The sequence below is a fragment of the Xanthomonas sp. NCPPB 1754 genome (assembly GCF_041475725.2).
GTDB lineage: Bacteria > Pseudomonadota > Gammaproteobacteria > Xanthomonadales > Xanthomonadaceae > Xanthomonas > Xanthomonas euvesicatoria.
In genome coordinates, this window is sequence record NZ_CM192982.1 from 1,491,984 (window position 1) to 1,513,366 (window position 21,383).

The following is a 21,383-nucleotide window of genomic DNA, read 5'->3' on the forward strand; positions in this document are numbered from 1 at the left end:
GATGATCCCGGCCATCTGTTGAAGATGGTCCTATTTTGGAAACCGACACCATGAGCAAGATCGCTTTTATCGGCCTGGGCAATATGGGCGGGCCAATGGCTGCCAATCTGATCAAGGCCGGGCATCAGCTGCGGGTATTCGATCTCGCACCGGCCGCCCTGGAGGCTGCCTCGGCGGCTGGTGCGCATGCTGCCAGCTCCGCGCAGGACACGCTGGCCGATGCCGAGGTCGTGATCTCGATGCTGCCTGCAAGCCGCCACGTCGAAGGTGTGTACCTGGGCGAATCCGGCATCCTGGCGCAGATCCCGGATGGCGCCCTAGTCATCGACTGCAGCACCATCGCGCCGGTGTCTGCGCGCAGGGTGGCCGATGCGGCCAAGGCGCGTGGCCTGACGATGCTCGACGCCCCGGTCTCCGGTGGCACGGCCGGGGCTGCAGCCGGCACGCTGACCTTCATCGTCGGCGGCGCTGCCGATGCGCTGGAGCGCGCCCGCCCGGTGCTGCAGGCCATGGGCAAGAACATCTTCCATGTCGGCGACAACGGGGCAGGGCAGGTCGCCAAGCTATGCAACAACATGGCCCTGGGCGTGATCATGGCCGCCACCGGTGAAGCGCTGGCGCTTGGCGTCGCGCAGGGCCTGGACCCTGCGGTGCTGTCGCAGATGATGGCGGTCAGTACCGGGCGCAGTTGGGCCACCGAGGTGTGCAACCCGTGGCCCGGCGTGCTGCCCAATGCGCCGGCGTCGCGTGGGTATAGCGGCGGCTTCGGCAACGACCTGATGCTCAAGGATTTGGGCCTGGTTGCCGAATCGGCGGTGCAGGCCGGCGTCTCGATTCCGCTCGGTGAGCTGGCGCGCAACCTGTATGCGATGAACAGCCAGGCAGGCAACGGGGCGCTGGATTTTTCCAGCGTGGTCAAGCTGGTCGCCAAGATATAACAGGCGATCCGCTCGCGCCGCGGAGTGTTGGATTGGCGGTGCGAGGGGGCATGCTTCCAGAGCGTGACTTCTTTCGCCCCGCAAATAGCGCAACCACTGCGCCTTGTGCGGCCCGCCGCACGGCTCGCGTGATGTGATGTCATTACGCGCAGGTGTAATAGTCTCCGCCATCGCGTGCGCCTAAGGTGCGCGCATTGCAGCAGGCCACGACACCCATGGGACACGACCACAACCACGCACCCAGCGAAATCCGTCACGAAGCCCCCTTGTGGTGGGCACTGGGGTTGACCGCCACTTTCCTGCTGGCAGAGATCATCGGCGCATTCGTGACCAACAGCCTGGCGCTGCTGTCCGACGCTGCGCATATGGCCACCGACACCGTCGGCCTGATGATCGCGCTGGTCGCGGTGCGCTTGAGTCGTCGTCCGGCCGACGCGCGTCGCACCTATGGCTATGTGCGGCTCGAAGCGCTTGGCGCACTGGCCAATGGCGCGCTGTTGTTCGTAGTGGGTGGCTACATCCTGTGGGAGGCCGCGCAACGCTTCCGCGCTCCGCAGGACATCGCGTACAGCGGCATGCTGCTGATCGCCGGCTTCGGCCTGGTGATCAATCTGGTCGCCATGAAGCTGCTGCACGCCGGCAGCGGCGAAAGCCTTAACGTCAAGGGTGCCTATCTGGAGGTCTGGAGCGACATGCTCGGCTCGGTGGCAGTGATCATCGGTGCCCTGCTGATCCGCTGGACCGGTTGGCAATGGATCGACCCGGTGCTGGCCGTGCTGATCGGCCTGTGGGTATTGCCGCGCACCTGGGTGTTGCTGCGCGAGGCGATCAACGTGTTGCTCGAAGGCGTGCCCAAGGGGATCGACCTGGCCCAGGTGCAGCAGGCACTCACCAGCCATCCCGGCGTCGAAGACGTGCATGACCTACACGTCTGGGCGCTGGCCTCCAGCACGCCCGCGCTCACAGCGCACGTGGTGGTCAATGAGGCCACCGACCGCGACCGCCTGCGTGATGCGCTCGGCGCCCTGTTGCACGACCGCTTCGACATCGCCCACGTCACCTTGCAGGTGGAAAGCGGCCACTGCGGCACTGAACCCTGCGGCACACCAAAGCCGGCTGCAGACGCTGGCCATGACGCGCACCATGGGCACAGGCATGCGCATGGGCATTCCCATCATTAACCTCTGGTAGCAGCAGGTCGGCAGGTCATCGAATCAGCGCGTTTCGACCTGCGCAATCCACCGCACCTGTCCGGCCCTGGCGCGACATATCCAGATCGACTCCGACTGCCAGGTAATCGGTGCCAGCATCTGCACGCTGCGGCCCTGACGCAAAAAGAAGACTGCCAACGGCAGCCTTCTTGCAAATCAGACTTGTCGATAGATGCCTGCCGGCCTCAGGCCACCGCTTCCCGCAACAACGGCGAGTCCCAACCCGGGCGCGGCGCGAAGCGTTCGCCATAGCGTGCATGCAGCGCGTGCAGGCGCTCCAGCAGCGCGTCTGCGCCGACGCTGCGGATGTACTGGATCGGGCCGCCACGGAAAGGTGCGAAACCTGTGCCGAAGATGACCCCGGCGTCCAGCAGGTCTGCGTCGGCCACCACGCCATCGTGCAGGCAGGCCACCGCTTCGTTGAGCAGCGGCAGGATCAGGCGGTCTTCCAAATCCGCCGGTGCGGTGTAGCCGCTGGCAACCTCGGGTTTGACGGCGCGTCCGTTCTCCCACTTGTACAGGCCCTGGCCGTCCTTCTTGCCGCGTTTGCCGGCTTCCACGGTCGCCAGTGCCGCCGGGATGGGCAAACGCAGGAACGGCGCCAGCTCCGCGCCCACGCCCGCCGCCACATCCAGGCCCACGGTGTCGATCAGTTCGATCGGCCCCATCGGCATGCCGAACTTCACCGCCGTCTTGTCCAGCACCGGGCCAGGAATGCCTTCGGCATACGCGGTGGCCGCCTCGAGCAGGTAGGGGAACAGCACCCGGTTGACCAGGAATCCCGGCGTGCCAGCCACCGGCACCGGGAACTTGTCCAAGGCCTTGCAGAACGCAGCCAGGCGCGCGACGTTGGCCGGATCCAGACCATCGTGCTGCACGATTTCCACCAGCGGCATCATCGCCACCGGGTTGAAGTAATGCAGGCCGGCAAATTGCGCTGGGCGCTGGATGTGGCCACGCAATTCGGTCAGCGGAATCGACGAGGTATTGGTCGTCAGCAAGGCATCCGGCTTGAGTTGCGGCTCGATCGATTGGTACAGATCGCGCTTTGCCTGCGGGTTTTCGATGATCGCCTCGATCACCAGATCGGCCTGCGTCACACCCGCACCGGCCAGATCGCCGCGCAGGCGCGCGGCCACGGCCGGCCGCTTGGCGTCGTCCTTGACGCGCTTGGCGAACAGTTCGCCGCCGCGCGTCAGCGCCGTATCGATAAAACGCTGCTCGCGGTCCTGCAACGTGACCTCGAAGCCCTTGTAAGCCGCCCACGCCGCGATGTCGCCGCCCATGACGCCGGCGCCGATCACATGCACATGGCGAATCGGGGCCGCCGCACCGGCTGCGTCCTTGCCGCCCAGCGCTTTCAGGCGCTCGGTCAGGAAGAAGATGCGGATCAGGTTGCGTGCGGTCGGCGTGCTGGCAAGTTTGACCACCGCCTTGCGCTCGGCCGCCAGGCGCGCCTGGATGCCGCTGCCGCCCGCCCGCTCCCAGACGTTGATCAGGGCGTAGGGCGCCGGGTAATGCTCCTTGCGCGCCTTGCGCGCCACCTGCTTGCGCATCTGCGGCGCCAGTAGTTTGCGCGCGAGCAAGGTATTGGTGGCCCACGCAGTGGCGCGCTGCTTGAACGCACGCGTGGTGCCGGCGAGCGCCAGGCTGGCTGCCACATCCACCAGCACGGCAGGCGCGGCGACCTTGTCGACCAGCCCCATCGCGCGCGCAGCCTTGGCCGATACCGTGCGGCCGGTGAGCATCAGATCCATCGCGGCCGGCGCACCGATCAGGCGCGGCAAGCGGGCGCTGCCGCCCCAGCCGGGAAAGATGCCCAGCTTGGTCTCCGGCAGCCCGATGCGGGTGCTGCCGTCATCGGAGGCCACGCGGTAGCGGCAGGCCAGCGCGATTTCGGTACCGCCGCCCATGCAGAAGCCATGAATCGCCGCGACGGTCGGGCAGGGCAGTTCGGCCAGCTTCTGGAAGACCTGCTGCCCGCGGTGGATGGCATCGTTGACCGTACCCTTGCGATCGAATTCCTGGAATTCCTTCAGATCGGCGCCGGCGATGAAGCCGTTGGGCTTGCCCGAGCGCAGCACCACGCCCTTTGGCGGATCCAGTGCCAGCCGCTCGACCACGGCGCCCAGCTCCAGCAGCACCTCCTGCGAAAATGCGTTGACCGGTGCGCCCTGCCGATCGAGGCTGAGCACCACCACGCCGTCCTCGCGCAGATCGGCCTGCCAATGGCTGAATCGGAGCCCGTCGAAACCTGGAAGCATGCGTCTGGCCGTCCGGCAATAGAAGGAAAGGTCGTTATCATCCAGAGGTTGTTTCCTTCACGTCAAATACCCATACCTGTCGACAGGGGAGATCCGTGCGTTGCGCGCGGCGTCGCCAGCGGTGCATCGCTGCCGCTACCCTGATGCGTGACGGTCGTACGGATCGGTATGAACTTTTCTTTTCAATGGCGGTCTCATTGCCCGACTTCGGTGGGCTGACAGGAGTGCGGCCCGACATGGCCGAAGTCGATACACCTCAGGAGCTGGACCTGGAACTGGTCCGGCGCGTGCAGCGCGGCGAAAGCGCGGCGTTCGATGTGCTGGTGCGCAAATACCAGCATCGGATCGTTACCTTGATCGGGCGCTACATCGCCGACTGGAGCGAATGCCAGGACGTTGCCCAGGACACGTTCGTGCGCGCCTACCGCGCGATCAACAGTTTTCGTGGCGACGCCCAGTTCTACACCTGGCTGCACCGCATTGCCGTCAACACTGCCAAGAACCATCTGGTTGCGCACAACCGCCGCCCGCCCACCGACGACATCGAGATCAGCGATGCCGAGCAATTCGATGGAGCGACCCGGTTGCGCGACACCGATACCCCGGAGCGTGAATTGATGCGACAGGAGCTGGAACAAACGGTGATGCGCGCGGTCCAAGCGCTACCGGAAGAACTTCGGTTGGCCATCACCCTGCGCGAGGTGGAGGGCCTGAGCTACGACGAAATCGCGCAAAAGATGGATTGCCCGATCGGAACGGTGCGCTCGCGCATCTTCCGGGCGCGCGAGGCCATCGACATCGAGCTGCGGCCTCTGCTGGAGACCGAAAGCGCTACCCGTGAGCGACACCGCGTATGAACCAGAACCCTGCCATGTCCACCACCGACAAATTCGAGCTTCACTATCGCCAGCAGCTGTCTGCGCTGGTCGACGGCGAGTTGAGCGCCGACGAGTCGCGCTTCCTGCTGCGCCGTCTGGCCCATGACGAAGACTTGGCCGGCTGCCACGAGCGCTGGCAGTTGTGCGGCGATGTGCTGCGCGGTGCGGCCAGTGCGCCGGCGCCGCTGGATTTTGCGGCGCGTGTGCGCAGCGCCATTGCCGAGGAGCCGGCACCGCAAGCGCAACCGGCGACCCGCCCTGGTGCACGTTGGCGCTGGGGCGGCGGTGCAGCGATTGCCGCCTCGGTCGCGGCGATTGCCTTGTTCCTGGCGCGCGAGCGCCTGCCCGACACCACCGCGCCGGGTGCTGCAACAACCCCCGTCTATGCCACCGCTGCGCAGCTTCCGCCCGCCTCGCAAGCGCCGCAGGGACCTGAGGCACCGAAGGTGCCGGCCGCACCGGCTCCTGGGACGCCGGATGAGGTGGCCGCGCTTGCTGCAGCCGTGCCTGCCGCTGCGCTGGCGTCTACTCGGCGCGGCGCGGCAACCCGCAATCAGCAAGTCGCACGCAGTGCGGCTGCGCGTCAGCAGCAGGCGCCGACCCGTATGGTCGCTGCGGCAGCACCGGCATCCACGGGCACCGCACCTGCGGTTGCGGCGACGCCGTCCAACCCGTTCACGCATCCGGATACCACGCTGCAAGCACGCCCGTGGCCGCGCGCGGCCTTGTCCGGGGCTGGCGAAAGCTCGCTCAATGCCAGCTTCCGCCAGAGCCAGCCCGGCACGGCGTTCTATCCGTTCGAACCCGCGCCACAGGCCGTTACCAGCCCGGCGCCGAACCGGCCGGCGCCGGCGCAGGCCCCGCAGGACTGACCCTGTCGCCGGCCTTCATCCGTTCGGCAATCTCCCTCCCGTTATCGTGCCGGGCCCGTGTTGCTACGCGGGTTCTGGCCCCTGTCGCCCTGCCATCGGAGGCAACCTGATGAACCATCGCATCCGCAACCAGATGTTCGGCCTGATCGCCATGACCCTGCCGCTGGCCGCCTGCGCGCAGCAGCCCGCACCTGCTGCCAAGGACCTCGCCCCGATTGCCGCCAACCGCAGTGCCACGCCGGCGCCGCAGCTGGTGGCGGGGCTGCCGGACTTCACCAATCTGGTCGAGCAGGTCGGCCCGGGCGTGGTCAATATCGAAACCACCATCACCCGCAAGGACGCCATGGCGCGTCAGCAGCGCAGCGGCCCGGGTGGTCGCGGTGGCGGTGCAATGCCGGATGACGATCAGATGCCGGAATTCTTCCGCCGCTTCTTCGGGCCGGATTTCCAGATGCCGGGCGGTCCGCGGCAGGGGCCGGGTGGCGGCGATGACGACGGCGGCATCGCCGGCAAGTCGATGGGCTCGGGCTTCATCATCTCGGCCGATGGCTATGTGCTGACCAATCACCACGTGGTCGATGGCGCCAGCGAGGTGACCGTCAAGCTCACCGATCGCCGCGAATTCAAGGCCAAGGTGGTGGGGAGTGACGAGCAATACGACGTGGCGCTGCTGAAGATCGAGGCCAAGGGCCTGCCGACCGTGCGCCTGGGCGATTCCAACACGCTCAAGCCGGGGCAGTGGGTGGTGGCGATCGGCTCGCCGTTCGGCCTGGATCACTCGGTCACCGCCGGCATCGTCAGCGCCACCGGCCGCAGCAATCCCTACGCCGACCAGCGCTACGTGCCGTTCATCCAGACCGACGTGGCGATCAACCAGGGTAATTCCGGCGGCCCGCTGCTCAACACGCGTGGCGAGGTGGTCGGCATCAATTCGCAGATCTTCTCCGCGTCGGGCGGCTACATGGGCATTAGCTTTGCGATCCCGATCGACCTGGCCTTCAGCGCGGCCGAGCAGATCAAGGCCACCGGCCACGTGAGTCGCGGCATGCTGGGTGTGCAGGTCGGCCCGATCGACTCGCTCAAGGCCCAGGGTCTGGGCTTGCCGGACAGCCGTGGTGCCTTGGTCAACGACATCCCGGCCGGCAGCCCGGCAGCCAAGGCCGGCATCGAGGTGGGCGACGTGATCCGTGCAGTGAACGGCAAGTCGATCGACGTCGCCAGCGATCTGCCGCCAATGATCGGGCTGATGGCGCCTGGCACCAAGGTAACCCTGGACGTCTTGCGCGACGGCAAACCGCGCAAGGTGACGGTCACCCTTGCACCGTTGCAGGACGGCGGCGAGAACGCCGCACCGCGCACCGCCGCCGATGAGGCCAAGCCCAGCGCCCCGGCCAGCGTGGAATTGCTCGGCCTGCAAGTTGCCGACCTGACCGCCGCCGAGCGCAGCCGTCTGGGCTTGGAGGCGGGCGAGGGCGTGCGCATTGCGGCGGTCACCGGCGCGGCGGCGCGCAGCACCCAGCCGCCGCTGTCGCCGGGCCTGGTCATCGCCCGCGTTGGCCGGACCAAGGTCGGCAGCGTCGCCGAACTCAACCGCGCCCTGTCCAGCTACAAGAAGGGTGACGTGGTCATGCTGCTGGTGACTGACGGCAAGGCGACCAGCTACGTGGCCTTGAAGGCCGGCGGCTAAGGGCGGCCGGGATTGGGGATTTGGGATTCGGGATTGGCAGCAGCGGGTCCGCGCTACGCGGCCCCCCTGCTTTTGCGATTCCCGAATCCCGATTCCCAATTCCCAATTCCCAATTCCCAATTCCCAATTCCCAATTCCCAATTCCCAATTCCCAATTCCCAATTCCCGGCCCCAGAGGGGTCGGCCGTGCGATAATGCTGCGTTACCCTGACGACGGCTGCGCCGGCGCCCACCTCAATGTCCTCTGATTCAATGCGGAATATCCGCAACTTCTCCATCATTGCCCACGTCGACCACGGCAAATCCACCCTGGCCGACCGCATCATCCAGCTGTGCGGCGGCTTGCAGGCGCGCGAGATGGAAGCCCAGGTGCTCGACTCCAACCCGATCGAGCGCGAACGCGGCATCACCATCAAGGCGCAGTCGGTGTCCCTGCCGTACACGGCAAAGGACGGGCAGACCTACCACCTGAATTTCATCGACACCCCCGGGCACGTCGACTTCTCCTACGAAGTCAGCCGCTCGCTGGCTGCATGCGAAGGTGCGCTGCTGGTGGTGGATGCCGCGCAGGGCGTGGAAGCGCAGTCGGTGGCCAACTGCTATACCGCGGTGGAGCAGGGGCTGGAAGTGGTGCCGGTGCTGAACAAGATCGACCTGCCCACCGCCGATGTCGACCGCGCCAAGGCCGAGATCGAAGCGGTGATCGGCATCGATGCCGAAGACGCGGTCGCTGTCAGCGCCAAGACCGGTCTGAACATCGATCTGGTGCTGGAAGCGATCGTGCATCGCATCCCGCCGCCGAAGCCGCGCGAGACCGACAAGCTGCAGGCGTTGATCATCGATTCCTGGTTCGACAACTACCTGGGCGTGGTCTCGCTGGTGCGCGTGATGCAGGGCGAAATCAAGCCCGGCAGCAAGATCCTGGTGATGTCTACCGGGCGCACCCATCTGGTCGACAAGGTTGGCGTGTTCACCCCCAAGCGTAAGGAGCTGCCCGCGCTGGGCGCCGGCGAAGTGGGCTGGATCAACGCGTCCATCAAGGACGTGCACGGCGCACCGGTCGGCGACACGCTGACCCTGGCGGCCGACCCGGCGCCGCACGCCTTGCCCGGTTTTCAGGAAATGCAGCCGCGCGTGTTCGCCGGCCTGTTTCCGGTCGATGCCGAGGATTACCCGGATCTGCGCGAAGCGTTGGACAAGCTGCGCTTGAACGATGCCGCGCTGCGCTTCGAGCCGGAAAGCTCCGAAGCGATGGGCTTCGGCTTCCGCTGCGGCTTTTTGGGCATGCTGCACATGGAAATCGTGCAGGAGCGCCTGGAGCGCGAGTACAACCTGGACCTGATCAGCACCGCCCCCACCGTGGTGTATGAGGTGCTCAAGACCGATGGCACGGTCATCAACATGGACAACCCGGCCAAGTTGCCGCAGTTGAACCTGGTGCAGGAAATCCGCGAGCCCATCATTCGCGCCAACGTCCTCACGCCCGAGGAGTACATCGGCAACATCATCAAGTTGTGCGAGGAAAAGCGCGGCACCCAGATCGGCATCAACTACCTGGGCAGCCAGGTACAGATCAGCTATGAGCTGCCGATGGCCGAAGTGGTGCTGGACTTCTTCGACAAGCTCAAGTCGGTCAGCCGTGGCTATGCCTCGCTGGATTACCACTTCGTGCGGTTCGATGCCGGCCCGTTCGTGCGCGTGGACGTGCTGATCAACGGCGACAAGGTCGACGCGTTGTCGTTGATCGTGCACCGCAGCCACGCCGATCGTCGCGGCCGCGAGCTGTGCGAAAAGATGAAAGACCTGATTCCCCGGCAGATGTTCGACGTGGCGATTCAGGCCGCGATCGGCTCGCAGATCATCTCGCGCTCCACGGTCAAGGCGATGCGCAAGAACGTGCTGGCCAAGTGCTATGGTGGCGACGTTTCGCGCAAGAAAAAGCTGCTGGAGAAGCAGAAGGAAGGCAAGAAGCGCATGAAGCAGGTCGGCCGCGTGGAGATTCCACAGGAAGCCTTCCTGGCCGTCCTGCAGATGGACAAGTAGCAGGGATTCGGGATTCGTCATTCGGGATTGGCAACGGCTTGCCCATCCTCTTGCTCTTACTAATCCCCAATCTCAAATCTCGAATCCCGTTCCGAAGGAACATCAATGAAATGGTTTGAAATCATCCTGGTTGTCCTGACGCTGGGCAGCGGCTTCATCTGGCTGCTGGACAAGCTGTTTCTGGCCAAGCGCCGTGCGGCGCGTGCCGGGTTGCTGGACAGCGAGCCGGCGATCATCGATTACTCGCGCGCCTTTTTCCCGGTGCTGGCGGTGGTGCTGATCCTGCGCAGCTTCGTGGCCGAGCCGTACAAGATTCCGTCCAGCTCGATGATGCCCAACCTGCTGATCGGCGATTTCATCCTGGTCAACAAGTTCGCCTACGGCTTCCGTCTGCCGATCACCAATACCAAGTTCATTCCCACCGGCGAGCCCAAGCGCGGCGACGTGGTGGTGTTCAAGCCGCCGCACGCGCCGGACCAGAACTGGATCAAGCGCGTGGTTGGCCTGCCGGGCGACAAGATCGGCTTCCACGGCGATACGCTGTACATCAACGACAAGCCGATGCATTACACGGTCAAGGGCGAGTACATCGGCAAGGGCAAGGGCGCCGAGATGACCGGCACCACGCTTCTGGTCGAGGACCTGCCGGGCCGCACGCACACCGTGCTGGAATGGCTGGACCGCAACATGCCGGCCGGGCAGGGCGACTGGACCGTGCCGGCGGACAGCTATTTCGTGATGGGGGATAATCGCGACAACAGCGAGGACAGCCGGTTCTGGACCCAGACGCACTTTCTGCCGGAAGCCAATCTGCGCGGCAAGGCGTTCCTGATCTGGCTCAATTGCGAAGGGTGGTTCTGCAAGGGGAGTTTCGATCCATCGCGGATCGGGACTGGAATCCAGTAAATGCACGCACGGCGTGCCAGGGGAAGCACAATGAAGCGCAAGCAAAGCGGTATGACGTTGACGTCGTTCGTGGTGGTGCTGGCGGTAGTGGGGTTCGGTTTGTACATCGGGATGAAGCTGTTCCCGATGTATCAGGAATATTACGCAGTGCGTACGTCGATGAAGGGCTTGGCAAATGAAGCAGGCACTTCCGACATGGATCCGTCCAAGTTGCAGGACATGTTCTTCAAGCGCCTGTACATCAACTATTCTGAAAATGTCAAAAAGGAAGACGTCAAGTTCGAGCGGATCGAAGGCGGCTGGCGCATGAAGGTCAATTACGAAGTCCGCCGCGAGCTGGTTGGCAATCTGGATGTGGTCGGCAAGTTCGATACGGCACAGGATCTGACGAAGCGCGGTGTCGAATAGAACCTTCCAACGCGGTGATCCGATCGGGCACGCATTCGCCGATCCGGCTCTGCTCGCCCAGGCGCTGCGGCATCGCAGCGCCGGGACGCCGCATAACGAGCGATTGGAATTTCTCGGCGACGGCATCGTCAACCTGCTGATCGCCGAGGCGCTGTATCAACGGTGGCCCAAGGCCGACGAAGGCGCATTGACCCGTGCACGTGCCGAGCTCGTGCGCGAAGGTGCGCTGGCAGTGATCGGACGCACGTTAAACCTCGGCGAGCGCCTCACGCTGGGGCCAGGCGAGCTGAAATCCGGAGGTCACCGGCGCGATTCGATCCTGGCCGATGCGGTCGAGGCGATCGTCGCAGCCATCTATCTGGACTGCGGTTTCGAGCGTTGCCGTGCAGTGGTGCTGCCGTGGTTCGAAGCGTCGCTGGCGGCATTGCCGGTGGGCAAGGCAGAAAAGGATCCCAAGACCCGGCTGCAGGAGTGGCTGCAGGCACGGCAACTGCCGCTGCCCACCTACGCGCTGATCAGCGAGAGCGGCGACGAGCATGCCAAGCAGTTCCACGTCGCCTGCATTCTGGAGCAGCCCATCGCCCGCGCCGAGGGCCAGGGCACTTCGCGTCGCCTCGCAGAGCAACAGGCGGCGACTCTTGTCATCGCACAACTGGATTCAAACACGTGAGCGAAACCTCTTCCCCCCACCGCAGCGGTAGCGTTGCGGTGATCGGCCGGCCCAACGTCGGCAAGTCCACCCTGACCAACGCCCTGGTCGGCGCGAAGGTCAGCATCGTCTCCAACCGGCCGCAGACCACGCGTCATCGGTTGCTGGGCATCGCCACCTTCCCGGAAGGGCAGCTGGTGCTGGTCGACACACCGGGCTTGCACCGCGAGCAGAAGCGCGCAATGAACCGGGTGATGAATCGCGCTGCGCGCGGCTCGCTCGAGGGCGTGGACGCGGCGGTCCTGGTGATTGAAGCCGGCCGCTGGGACGAGGAAGACACGCTGGCGTTCCGCGTGCTCAGCGACGCCGGCGTGCCGGTGGTGCTGGTGGTCAACAAGGTCGACCGGCTCAAGGACAAGACCGCGCTGTTCCCGTTCCTGGCCCAGGTCAGCGAGGGGCGCACCTTCGCCGCCGTGCATCCGGTGTCCGCGCTCAAGCGCAAGGGCCTGGACGCGTTGGTCGGCGACCTGCTCAAGCTCGTGCCCGAAGCCGAGGCGATGTTTGGCGAAGACGAGATCACCGACCGCAGCCAGCGCTTTTTGGCTGGCGAACTGGTGCGGGAACAGCTGATGCGTCAGCTCGGCGAAGAGCTGCCGTACGCCACCACCGTCGAGATCGAGCGCTTCGCCGAAGATGGGGCGCTGCTGCGCATCGGTGCGGTGATCTGGGTCGAGCGCGAAGGCCAGAAGGCCATCGTGATCGGCAAGGGCGGCACCCGTTTGAAAGAAATCGGCGGCAAGGCGCGCCTGCAGATGGAGCGCCTGTTCGGTGCCAAGGTGTTCCTGGAAACCTGGGTGCGCGTGCGCGAAGGCTGGTCGGACGACGAGGCTGCGCTGAAGGCGTTCGGCTACAGCGAATAATTTCGGTAAAAACAAGGAGGTTCACAATGTGGTGCAGTAAGACGAACTTTTGCGGTGTGCAGTCCTGTGGTGCGAGTCGGACGCTATTTGCGGCGCTGTTTTTGTTGTTGCTGCCGTTTGCCAGTCACGCACAGACCTTTCCATGCTCAAATTCGGCCGGATCAGGTGAGCGAAGGGTGGGGATGGCACCGGGTGGGCCTGGTGTCGCGCCTACACCTCTATGTGTTCGTGACGATGCCGCCTCAACAGCTGCGGCGCAGCCAGAACCTGATCCGTTGAAGGCACGGGCAACCGCTGCCCTGGGTATGGCTCAGATGCTATTGAGCGAGAAAGCCAAGCTCGCGAGCGATCCGAATTATCGGCGTTTCCGTGATGGCTATTGGCAGCATTTCGAGCCCCATGCAGGTTCGAAACCTGGCGATAACTGCGTTGCGGCCTACGGTAATCTGCAGGGCGTCGTGACCCTGGCCGGCCCTGCGGGTGACTATCGCCGTGCAACGATGGCGTTCACTGGAGCCGGGTTACCGCAGCCTAAGAAAGACGGTGTGATCAAAGTCACTCTGGACGATGGCGACGGAAGGCCGCAAACCGTGCGCGCGTTTCACTACCTCACTCCAGGCACGGATTTAGCCACGATTGCGTTCGCAGTCCCCAGTGCCGAGGGATTGCTTGGCGGGATAGAGGATAAGGCGCATTACAAATTACTTATCGATAAAAAGCAGGTGTTCGAAATCGAGTGGCACGATGGTCATCAAGCCAGAGATCGATTGAGGCAGTGTATTGCTGCAGATGGCATGTCGTAGCGGAATCCTGTGTCGTGTGTCCTTCTTGACCGTCTTCGGCATGTGGGACGTACGGCTGCGTGAGGACCCTGGTTCCTGGGAATGGGATGGTCCTGCACGGCTTCGGCTGATCGAGGGCTGCAACGCATGGACCTAAGATGCTGATCGAGCACGAGCGCGGGTTCGTCTTGCACGTACGGGCCTGGCGCGAGACCAGCCTGCTGGTGGAAGTGCTGACCGAGCAGCACGGGCGGGTGGGACTGCTGGCGCGCGGTGTGCAGGGGCCGCGCAAGCAGGCGCTGCGCGCGGCCTTGCAGCCCTTGCAGCTGATCCAGTTTAGTGCCGTGCAGCGCGGCGAGCTGGCCCAGCTGCGCCAGGCCGAAGCGCTGGACACCGCGCCGCGACTGGTCGGCGACACCATGCTGGCTGGTTTTTATATCAGCGAATTGCTGCTGCGCCTGGCCCCGCGTAACGATCCGGTGCCCGAACTTTATGCCTGTTATGCGCAGGCACGTACTTACCTGGCGTCCGATCTGCCGTTGGCGTGGGGGCTGCGCCGGTTCGAGCGCGACGTGCTGGACGGGCTGGGGTTCGCCTTCGATCTGCAGCATGACAGCGACGGGCAGCCGATCGACCCGGCGGCGCGGTATCGGCTGGATCCGCAGGAGGGTGCCTTGCGTGTGTTGAGCGAACGGCTAGCCCAGGACCGCCGCGAAACCGTCACCGGTGCGGCGCTGCTGGCGCTGGGCGAAGACGTCATGCCGGATGCCGACGACATGCCAGGCCTGCGGCGCAGCATGCGCGGGGTACTGCTGCACCATCTGGGCGGGCGTGGTCTGAAATCCTGGGAAATGCTCGAGGACCTGGCGCGCCGCCGCTAATGGCGCGGAGTGCTGGAGGCCCATGCGTGATAGCGCTGGACAAAAGTCCAGCAGCGACCGGCGATCCCACGAGCCAGCAGCGAATTGAGCGAAGCGGGCGCTCGGAAAACCGGCAGGCAGCACCCGTGCCCGTCGGTTTAGAAAGCCCTTCGCCTGCCCTCGACCACGAGCGCTACTCTCGTCACCGACATGGACCGGGCGAGCAGCAACTGCATACGCCCTGCGTCGAGCTGTAGATCATCCAGGCAGTCAATCGCCAGCAACTGGAGCCGGTGCTGCCTGCCATACGCAGCTCGATCGACAGGACGACGATGCATCGACCGCGGCGGCGAGCCGGAAGCGCACCGGCGCCGGCGTCTGGCACACCTCGTCTGGCAAGGAGGTGCTGCGCTCGATTCGCTCAATGCAGCAATGCAGCCACCGCCGCGTGGAATTGGGTGCGTGCGGTCCGCGAGTGCGGGTCGCCGCGCAGCAGGCGCACTGCGCCGGCAAGCCGCGCCGCGCCGACGAAGCCACAGCTGGCCTGCAACCGATGAAGATGGCTGCGCAGTGCCTGTTCGTCGCTGATCTGCAAGGCCGAATCCACCGCATCCCGGGTGCCCGGCAGCTCGGCCAGGAACAGCTCGCGCAGGGCATTGAGATGATGCTGCTGGCCGTTGAGCGCGCTCAGCGCAGCGGTCTCGTCCCAGTCGCTGGCGGCGATGTCCAGCACGCCCACCGGGGCCACGCTATAGCGACCGCGTGCCAGGCCGCGCCGCACCGCCTGCAGCAGGCGCTCGGAGGTCAGTGGTTTGACCAGCATTTCCAGGAACCCGTCGGACTGCAGGCTGTGCTGCATCGACATGGTCGCGTCGGCGGTGTGCGCCAGTGCCGGCACGTCCGGGTGCAGCAGGCGCAATGCACGCAGTAGCCCGCTACCGGTGCCATCGGGGAGGTTGACGTCGATCAGCCAGAGGTCGTGGCGACGTTCGCGCGCGCGGTCGAGTGCGGAAGAAAGGGAATCGGCACAGTCGACCGTGGCCGGAAGACTTTCAAGCACAGCCTGCAAGAACCCGCGGCTGATCGGGTCGTCTTCCACCAGCAGTAGGCGTGGGTGGGGTTCCTGGCGTGTGGCCATGTTCATGCTGCCTCCTTGTCAGCGATGCCGCGTCCTGATTTGTCGCGCGCAGCGGAAGTTTGCCTGTGTTTGCGGGGCGCGACAATTGTTGCGCTGACCGGCGCGGCCTCCGTCGGTCGCATCTGCGACAATACGCACCCTTTTTGCCCGCAGCTTGTCGCCACGTGGCCAGAACCAGAAACCGTCTCGACCGTACCCCCTTCCAGACCGCGGTCACCGACCTGAGCCATGACGGCCGCGGGGTCGCCCGCCGCGACGGCGAGGGCGGCAAGGTCACCTTCATCAGCGGCGCCTTGCCGGGCGAGTTGGTGCGCGCCGAACCCACCGCCCGTAGCCGGCATTTCGATGAGGCCAAGACCGTGGAGGTGCTGGAGGCCTCGCCGCAGCGGGTCACCCCGCGCTGCCCGCACTTTGGCGTCTGCGCGGGCTGCGTGTTGCAGCATCTGGAGGAGTCGCAGCAGATCGTGGCCAAACAGCGCGTGCTGATGGACAACCTGGAACGTATCGGTCACGTCACTCCGCAAGCCGTGCTGCCCGCGCTGACCGGCGACAACTGGGGGTATCGGCGCAAGGGCAGGTTCTCGGTGCGTCGCGTCGAGAAGAAGGACAAGACCTTGGTCGGCTTTCGTGAGCTGGACCCGCGGTTCGTGGCCGATCTGTCGATCTGCTACACGGTGATTCCGCAGATCGGCGAGAAGATCCCCTTGCTTGCCGCGCTGATCGAAGGCATGGACGGCAAGCGCGACATTCCGCAGATCGAATTCATCGCCGGCGACGATGCGGTGGCCTTGACCATTCGGCATATGCAGCCGCTCAGCGAGCGCGATCGCCAGGCCTGGGTCGCCTTTGCCCAGGAGCACGGCTTTGCGATTTTCCTGCAGCCCGGCGGGGTGGACAGCGTGCATCCGCTGTGGCCGCAGGACGTGCCGCTATCGTTCCGCTTGCCGCAGTGGGAGGTGGAACTGGCGTTCCGGCCGCTGGATTTCATTCAAGTCAACGCGTCGCTCAATCAGAAGATGATCGCCCATGCGGTTGCGCTGCTGGAGGCCAAGCCCGACGACCGCGTGCTGGACCTGTTCTGCGGCCTGGGCAACTTCACCCTGCCGCTGGCGCGCGTGGTGCGTGAGGTGGTGGGGGTGGAAGGCGACGCCGGACTTGTGGCACGGGCCAAAGAGAACGCCCAGCGCAATGGCCTGGACAATGCGCAGTTCCACGCCGCCGACCTGACCCAGGATCAGCGCAGCGCACCCTGGATGCGCCAGGGCTTTGACAAGCTGCTGCTGGACCCGCCGCGCTCCGGCGCCCTGGAAGTGCTGCAGCAGCTGCCGTTGAAAACGTTCGATCGCATCGTCTATGTGAGCTGCCACCCGGGCTCGCTGGCGCGCGACGCCGGCTATCTGGTCAACGAGCAGGGCTTCACGCTGGTTTCGGCAGGCGCGATGGACATGTTCCCGCACACCGCGCACGTGGAAAGCATCGCGGTGTTTGAGAGGCGGTGAATCGGGAGGAGGCAATCGGGAATCGTAACGGCGAACGGCTTATGCTTTTGCCATTCCCGACTCTCGATTCCCGATTCCCATGCCTGTAGAGATAGAACGCAAATTCCTGGTTACCGGCGATGGCTGGCGCGACGCCGCGCATGCGGTGATTCCGATGGTGCAGGGCTATATCAACGACCAGGCGGCGCTGCGCAGTGGCACGCAAAATGCCTCGGTACGGGTACGGATTCAGGGCGAAAGCGCATTTCTCAATCTGAAATCGCGCGAGGTAGGGCATACGCGGCAGGAGTTTGAATATCCGATTCCACTGGCTGATGCACGCGCATTGCTGGCGCTGTGCGTAGGCGGCCTGATCGACAAACGCCGGCATCTGGTCGCCTACCAGGGACATGTGTGGGAAGTGGACGAATTCATCGGCGACAACGCCGGCCTGATCGTGGCCGAGATCGAACTCGAACGCTCCGACGAAGCATTCGCCACGCCGGAATGGATTGGGGCCGAAGTCACCGACGACGTGCGCTATTACAACCTGGCCCTGGCCTCGCATCCATTCAAGCAGTGGAAAGAGGATTTGTGATGCGGGATCTGGGACTCGCAAAGGCGGACACGCAGCCCGGTGCCTTGGAGGCCTGATGCGTGAGGTGGATCGCTGATGCGTAGAACAGATGAGTGCGCGGCGCCAGGCCGCCTTGCAACGCTTGATCATCGCTCCCCGGTTTCGGCATTGGCAAACGCTTTGCGATTGCAGAATCCCGTCTATGCTCTGCCAATCCCAATCCCACAAACGAATCCCAGCTCATGCGCATCGACATCTGGTCCGACGTAGTGTGCCCCTGGTGCTGGATCGGCAAACGCCGTTTCCAGGCCGCCCTTGCGGCACTTGGCCCGCAGGCGCCAGCCTTGGACATTCATTACCACGCGTTCCAGCTTGATCCGGATGCCGGCCTGGAGCCCACGCCATTGCGCGCGGCCCTGGCGTCGAAGTTCGGCGGTACGGCACGCGTCGAACAGATCCTGGCGCAGACCCAGGCCACCGCGCAGGCGGAAGGCTTGCCGCTGGATTTCGGCCGTGGGCAGGTGCAGGTCAGCACGCTGCGTGCGCATCGTTTGATCTGGCTGGCCAGCCACGAGGGCGATGTGGATGCGGTCATGGAAGCGCTGTTCCATGCGCATTTTGCCGAAGGCCAAAACGTGGGCGCGCCCGACACGCTGGTGCGTGCCGGTGAGGCCGGTGGCCTTACGGCGGCGCGTGTGCAGGCGATGCTGGAATCGGGCGAAGGCACCGTCGAGGTGCAAGCGCAGCTAGCGCAGGCCGCCGCGTTGGGCATCCGTGCAGTGCCCAGTTTCGTGATCGACGGCCGTGCGCTGATCCAGGGCGCGCAACCGCCGGAAAGTTTTGCGCAGGCGCTGCTGCAATTGGCGGCCGAATCGACGCCAGTCGGCGGGCCCGATGCCTGCGGGCCTGACGGCTGCGCGGTGTGACCCGCATGCCTGCCGCATGCCCCGGCACGTGCGCGATGGCATGACACTGCCCGACCGCGCACAGACGATCGCCGTGATCGGCGCCGGGCTGGCCGGGTTGGCCTGCGCGCAGCAACTGCAGATGGAAGGCCATGCAGTGACGGTGTTCGATCAGGCGCAGAACCCGGGCGGCCGCATGCGCCACTACAGCGCCGAGCAGTGGCAATGCGATCACGGAGCGCAGTATTTCACTGCGCGCGATCCTGCATTTGCAGCGGTCGTGGATGCCTGGATCGATGCCGGTATTGCCGCGCCCTGGCAGGCGCGCATCGCAAGCTGGGACGGCACGCAGTTGCGCCGATCCCAGAGCGCGCTGATGCGCTATGTGGGTGTGCCCGAGATGACCGCGCCCGCGCGTACGCTTGCCGCGCAGCTGGATACGCGTCTGAGTGCCGAGGTGCGCGCGCTGCGGCGCAGCCGGCAGGGATGGCGCCTGTCGGTGTCGCAAGCCGCTGCAGAGCATCTGTTCGATACGGTGTTGCTGGCCGTCCCGGCGCCGAGTGCGGCTGGGTTACTCGCGCAGGCTGCGCCTGCGTTGGCGACGATTGCCGAGCAGGTGCGCATGCAGCCTGCGTGGGCGGTGATGGCGCACTTCGATGCGCCCATCGATCCGGGCTACGATGCGCTGTTCGTCAATGCCGGCGCGTTACGCTGGGTGGCGCGCAACTCCAGCAAGCCCGCGCGTGCGGGTGCGGAGACCTGGCTGGCGCATGCAACGGCCGAGTGGAGCCAGGCGCAGTGCGATGCCATGCCTGGGCACGTCAGCGCCAGCCTGGTGCCGGAGCTTGCAGCGCTCGGGTTGCCAGTGCCGCAGTCCTGCGATGCTTTTTTTTGGAAGGTTGCCAGCAGCGACCCGGCATTGCAGCTTGGCTGCGTCTGGGATGCGCAGCTGGGCTTGGGCATGTGCGGCGACTGGCTGGCCGGCGGCAAGGTGGAGGGCGCATGGCAGAGCGCAATGGCGTTGGCCCGGCGCGTGTCTGCCGGCGATGTGCTGTACAGCGCTGGCCACTGACGCTGTGCCAGGCAGCGCAGAACTAAAGGGCAGTGCGATGCAAGTCCATACCGCGGTCATGGCAGTCGTTGGTGCATGCGTTGCCGGTGATTCGAGTGTTTTTTTCGGGTCCAAGACATGCCCACGCGCCGCGTCGGCACGGACGCGCCCATGCGCCCCGCATCATCGGGCGTCACTTTGATGCATGATTCCAGCGCACTTGTCGCGCAAACCACCCCACAAACGCCGGCCCATACGCTGCGTTTGGTTCTGGGCGACCAGCTCGATCCGCAACACAGCTGGTTCGCGACGCGCGATGCAGGCGTGGTCTATGTATTGATGGAAGTGCGGCAGGAAACCGACTACGTGCTGCATCACGCGCAGAAGGTCCTGGCGATCTTCGCGGCCATGCGCGCGTTCGCTGCGGGCCTGCGGCGTGCCGGGCATCGGGTGCGCTATGTGACCATCGACAATGCCAGCAACCGGCAGTCGATCCCGCACAACCTCGAGGCGTTGATGGCGCATTACCGCGCCGGCCATCTGGAATACCAGGCCCCGGACGAATGGCGGCTGGACGAAGCACTACAGCACTGGAGCGCCGCGCAGCCCTTTGCCACGCGCATGGTCGGCAGCGAACATTTTTTGACCGCACGCAGTGAAGTCGCCGGCTGTTTTCGCGCCGGCAGCCCGTGGCGCATGGAAGTGTTTTATCGGCGCATGCGGCGCCAGCATCGCATCCTGCTCGATGCCGCGGGCGAGCCGGAAGGTGGGCGCTGGAACTTCGATCGCGACAACCGTGCGCCGTGGCCGGGCGACCCGCCTGCCCCACAGGATTGGCGCACGACCCACGACCACAGCGCGCTGTGGCGCACGATCGAAGCCGCCGGGGTGCGCAGTTTTGGCGCACCGAATGCGCACGCACTGCCATGGCCGCTGGATCGCGACGAAGCCTTGCAGCATCTGGACGCTTTCATCGCGCATGCATTGCCCAATTTCGGCCGCTACGAAGATGCGATGAGCACGCGTAGCCCGCGCCTGTTCCATTCGCTGCTTTCATTCGCGCTCAACGTCAAGATGCTGCACCCGCGCGAAGTGATCGCGCGCGCCGAAGTTGCATGGCGGCAAGGGCATGCGCCGTTGGCGGCGGTGGAAGGCTTCATTCGGCAGATTCTGGGCTGGCGCGAGTACGTGCGCGGTGTGTATTGGTCGCAGATGCCCGGCTACGCGGAATCGAATCATCTCGATCAGCATGCAGCGCTGCCACACTGGTTCTGGGACGGGCAGATCGGCATGCGCTGCCTGGCAGATGCGATCGGCAATTCGTTGGCCAATGCGCATGCGCATCACATCCAGCGGCTGATGGTGATCGGTAATTTCGCGCTGCTGGCGGGGCTGGACCCGCAGGCGCTGCATCGCTGGTACCTGGGCGTGTATATCGACGCCTTCGAGTGGGTGGAGCTGCCCAATACGGTGGGCATGAGCCAGTTCGCCGATGGCGGCCTGCTCGGTAGCAAGCCGTATATCAGCGGTGCGGCCTATATCGATCGCATGAGCGATTACTGCGGTGGCTGCCGGTATCAGCGCAAGTTGCGGGTCGGGCCGAACGCCTGCCCGTACAATGCGTTGTACTGGGACTTTCTGCAGCGCCAGCGCCCGCTGTTGGGCGTCAACGAACGCCTGGCGCTGCCGTACCGCCAGCTCGACGGTATGGCCCCCGAAGTGCTGGCACAGGTGCAGGCCCAGGCCGCGCATTGGCGCGCCCACCTCGAGGTGCTGTAAGCCTGCCCGCAGGGTCGCGCAGCTGAATGCGCGATCT

Annotated in this window: 19 protein-coding genes; 17 read left to right on the plus strand and 2 right to left on the minus strand. The window is 65.1% G+C overall.

Annotation, left to right across the window (positions count from 1 at the left end):
• Positions 1 to 35: 35 nt before the first annotated feature.
• Together mmsB and ACCQ15_RS06580 are read left to right on the plus strand one after the other, a co-directional pair.
• Complete coding sequence (mmsB, locus tag ACCQ15_RS06575; protein WP_031421779.1) at positions 36 to 938, plus strand: 3-hydroxyisobutyrate dehydrogenase; 903 nt, start codon at positions 36 to 38, stop codon at positions 936 to 938.
• Positions 939 to 1,153: 215 nt separating this feature from the next.
• Positions 1,154 to 2,119: a cation diffusion facilitator family transporter gene (locus ACCQ15_RS06580; protein WP_008574302.1), complete on the plus strand. Its 966-nt coding sequence runs from the start codon at positions 1,154 to 1,156 to the stop codon at positions 2,117 to 2,119.
• Positions 2,120 to 2,334: 215 nt separating this feature from the next.
• On the opposite strand, the gene ACCQ15_RS06585 is transcribed toward ACCQ15_RS06580, so the two are convergent.
• Positions 2,335 to 4,413, minus strand: coding sequence for a 3-hydroxyacyl-CoA dehydrogenase NAD-binding domain-containing protein (locus ACCQ15_RS06585; RefSeq protein WP_014089681.1), 2,079 nt, complete (start codon positions 4,411 to 4,413; stop codon positions 2,335 to 2,337).
• A 236-nt stretch (positions 4,414 to 4,649) separates the two neighbouring features.
• Here ACCQ15_RS06585 and rpoE point away from each other — a divergent pair, with 236 nt between their 5' ends.
• The 10 genes from rpoE to recO all read left to right on the plus strand — a co-directional run bounded on the left by rpoE (position 4,650) and on the right by recO (position 14,439).
• Positions 4,650 to 5,270 carry an RNA polymerase sigma factor RpoE gene (rpoE, locus tag ACCQ15_RS06590; RefSeq protein ID WP_372381353.1) on the plus strand — a complete coding sequence of 207 codons (621 nt, stop codon included), beginning with the start codon at positions 4,650 to 4,652 and terminating at the stop codon, positions 5,268 to 5,270.
• Positions 5,267 to 6,163: an RseA family anti-sigma factor gene (locus ACCQ15_RS06595; RefSeq protein ID WP_372381354.1), complete on the plus strand. Its 897-nt coding sequence runs from the start codon at positions 5,267 to 5,269 to the stop codon at positions 6,161 to 6,163. Before rpoE ends, ACCQ15_RS06595 begins: the two co-directional genes overlap by 4 nt.
• 109 nt (positions 6,164 to 6,272) lie before the next feature.
• A complete protein-coding gene (locus tag ACCQ15_RS06600) occupies positions 6,273 to 7,850 on the plus strand; it encodes a DegQ family serine endoprotease (protein ID WP_218495774.1) in 1,578 nt (525 codons plus the stop codon).
• Between the two features lie 252 nt (positions 7,851 to 8,102).
• Positions 8,103 to 9,893, plus strand: a complete 1,791-nt coding sequence (gene lepA / locus ACCQ15_RS06605; protein ID WP_008576898.1) for a translation elongation factor 4 — start codon at positions 8,103 to 8,105, stop codon at positions 9,891 to 9,893.
• Between the two features lie 105 nt (positions 9,894 to 9,998).
• Positions 9,999 to 10,799 (plus strand): signal peptidase I, encoded by an 801-nt coding sequence (gene lepB, locus ACCQ15_RS06610; protein ID WP_007970507.1) that lies wholly within the window; start codon positions 9,999 to 10,001, stop codon positions 10,797 to 10,799.
• Entirely contained in the window at positions 10,800 to 11,207 is a 408-nt protein-coding gene (locus tag ACCQ15_RS06615) for a DUF4845 domain-containing protein (protein ID WP_016850781.1), read from the plus strand.
• Complete coding sequence (rnc, locus tag ACCQ15_RS06620; RefSeq protein WP_031421783.1) at positions 11,197 to 11,877, plus strand: ribonuclease III; 681 nt, start codon at positions 11,197 to 11,199, stop codon at positions 11,875 to 11,877. The genes ACCQ15_RS06615 and rnc overlap by 11 nt, the downstream gene beginning before the upstream one ends.
• Positions 11,874 to 12,776: a GTPase Era gene (gene era, locus ACCQ15_RS06625; RefSeq protein WP_011346819.1), complete on the plus strand. Its 903-nt coding sequence runs from the start codon at positions 11,874 to 11,876 to the stop codon at positions 12,774 to 12,776. Before rnc ends, era begins: the two co-directional genes overlap by 4 nt.
• A 275-nt stretch (positions 12,777 to 13,051) precedes the next feature.
• Positions 13,052 to 13,579 carry a hypothetical protein gene (locus ACCQ15_RS06630; RefSeq protein ID WP_506187853.1) on the plus strand — a complete coding sequence of 176 codons (528 nt, stop codon included), beginning with the start codon at positions 13,052 to 13,054 and terminating at the stop codon, positions 13,577 to 13,579.
• Positions 13,580 to 13,716: 137 nt separating this feature from the next.
• Positions 13,717 to 14,439, plus strand: a complete 723-nt coding sequence (gene recO / locus ACCQ15_RS06635) for a DNA repair protein RecO (RefSeq protein WP_014089687.1) — start codon at positions 13,717 to 13,719, stop codon at positions 14,437 to 14,439.
• Positions 14,440 to 14,839: 400 nt separating this feature from the next.
• Here the strand turns inward: recO and ACCQ15_RS06640 are convergent, their stop codons facing one another.
• A complete protein-coding gene (locus ACCQ15_RS06640; protein ID WP_008574276.1) occupies positions 14,840 to 15,562 on the minus strand; it encodes an Hpt domain-containing response regulator in 723 nt (240 codons plus the stop codon).
• Between the two features lie 158 nt (positions 15,563 to 15,720).
• Between ACCQ15_RS06640 and rlmD the strand changes: the two genes are divergently transcribed.
• The 5 genes from rlmD (at position 15,721) to ACCQ15_RS06665 (ending at position 21,346) form a co-directional block, all read left to right on the plus strand.
• A complete protein-coding gene (gene rlmD / locus ACCQ15_RS06645) occupies positions 15,721 to 17,055 on the plus strand; it encodes a 23S rRNA (uracil(1939)-C(5))-methyltransferase RlmD (protein WP_008574275.1) in 1,335 nt (444 codons plus the stop codon).
• A 79-nt stretch (positions 17,056 to 17,134) separates the two neighbouring features.
• Positions 17,135 to 17,632, plus strand: a complete 498-nt coding sequence (locus ACCQ15_RS06650; protein ID WP_031421786.1) for a CYTH domain-containing protein — start codon at positions 17,135 to 17,137, stop codon at positions 17,630 to 17,632.
• Positions 17,633 to 17,853: 221 nt separating this feature from the next.
• A complete protein-coding gene (locus tag ACCQ15_RS06655) occupies positions 17,854 to 18,537 on the plus strand; it encodes a DsbA family oxidoreductase (RefSeq protein ID WP_218489310.1) in 684 nt (227 codons plus the stop codon).
• Between the two features lie 16 nt (positions 18,538 to 18,553).
• Positions 18,554 to 19,588 carry an NAD(P)/FAD-dependent oxidoreductase gene (locus ACCQ15_RS06660; protein WP_372165599.1) on the plus strand — a complete coding sequence of 345 codons (1,035 nt, stop codon included), beginning with the start codon at positions 18,554 to 18,556 and terminating at the stop codon, positions 19,586 to 19,588.
• 117 nt (positions 19,589 to 19,705) lie between these two features.
• Positions 19,706 to 21,346 (plus strand): cryptochrome/photolyase family protein, encoded by a 1,641-nt coding sequence (locus tag ACCQ15_RS06665; protein WP_372381356.1) that lies wholly within the window; start codon positions 19,706 to 19,708, stop codon positions 21,344 to 21,346.
• Positions 21,347 to 21,383: the final 37 nt, after the last annotated feature.

What these genes read in the sequence shown, in the direction of transcription:
- ACCQ15_RS06580 (WP_008574302.1), top strand. Translation starts at nt 1,154, where the DNA reads ATGGGACACGACCACAACCACGCACCCAGCGAAATCCGTCACGAAGCC.
- ACCQ15_RS06585 (WP_014089681.1), bottom strand. Translation starts at nt 4,413, where the DNA reads ATGCTTCCAGGTTTCGACGGGCTCCGATTCAGCCATTGGCAGGCCGAT.
- rpoE (WP_372381353.1), top strand. Translation starts at nt 4,650, where the DNA reads ATGGCCGAAGTCGATACACCTCAGGAGCTGGACCTGGAACTGGTCCGG.
- ACCQ15_RS06595 (WP_372381354.1), top strand. Translation starts at nt 5,267, where the DNA reads ATGAACCAGAACCCTGCCATGTCCACCACCGACAAATTCGAGCTTCAC.
- ACCQ15_RS06600 (WP_218495774.1), top strand. Translation starts at nt 6,273, where the DNA reads ATGAACCATCGCATCCGCAACCAGATGTTCGGCCTGATCGCCATGACC.
- lepA (WP_008576898.1), top strand. Translation starts at nt 8,103, where the DNA reads ATGCGGAATATCCGCAACTTCTCCATCATTGCCCACGTCGACCACGGC.
- lepB (WP_007970507.1), top strand. Translation starts at nt 9,999, where the DNA reads ATGAAATGGTTTGAAATCATCCTGGTTGTCCTGACGCTGGGCAGCGGC.
- ACCQ15_RS06615 (WP_016850781.1), top strand. Translation starts at nt 10,800, where the DNA reads ATGCACGCACGGCGTGCCAGGGGAAGCACAATGAAGCGCAAGCAAAGC.
- recO (WP_014089687.1), top strand. Translation starts at nt 13,717, where the DNA reads ATGCTGATCGAGCACGAGCGCGGGTTCGTCTTGCACGTACGGGCCTGG.
- ACCQ15_RS06640 (WP_008574276.1), bottom strand. Translation starts at nt 15,562, where the DNA reads ATGAACATGGCCACACGCCAGGAACCCCACCCACGCCTACTGCTGGTG.
- ACCQ15_RS06650 (WP_031421786.1), top strand. Translation starts at nt 17,135, where the DNA reads ATGCCTGTAGAGATAGAACGCAAATTCCTGGTTACCGGCGATGGCTGG.
- ACCQ15_RS06655 (WP_218489310.1), top strand. Translation starts at nt 17,854, where the DNA reads ATGCGCATCGACATCTGGTCCGACGTAGTGTGCCCCTGGTGCTGGATC.
- ACCQ15_RS06660 (WP_372165599.1), top strand. Translation starts at nt 18,554, where the DNA reads ATGCCCCGGCACGTGCGCGATGGCATGACACTGCCCGACCGCGCACAG.
- ACCQ15_RS06665 (WP_372381356.1), top strand. Translation starts at nt 19,706, where the DNA reads ATGCCCACGCGCCGCGTCGGCACGGACGCGCCCATGCGCCCCGCATCA.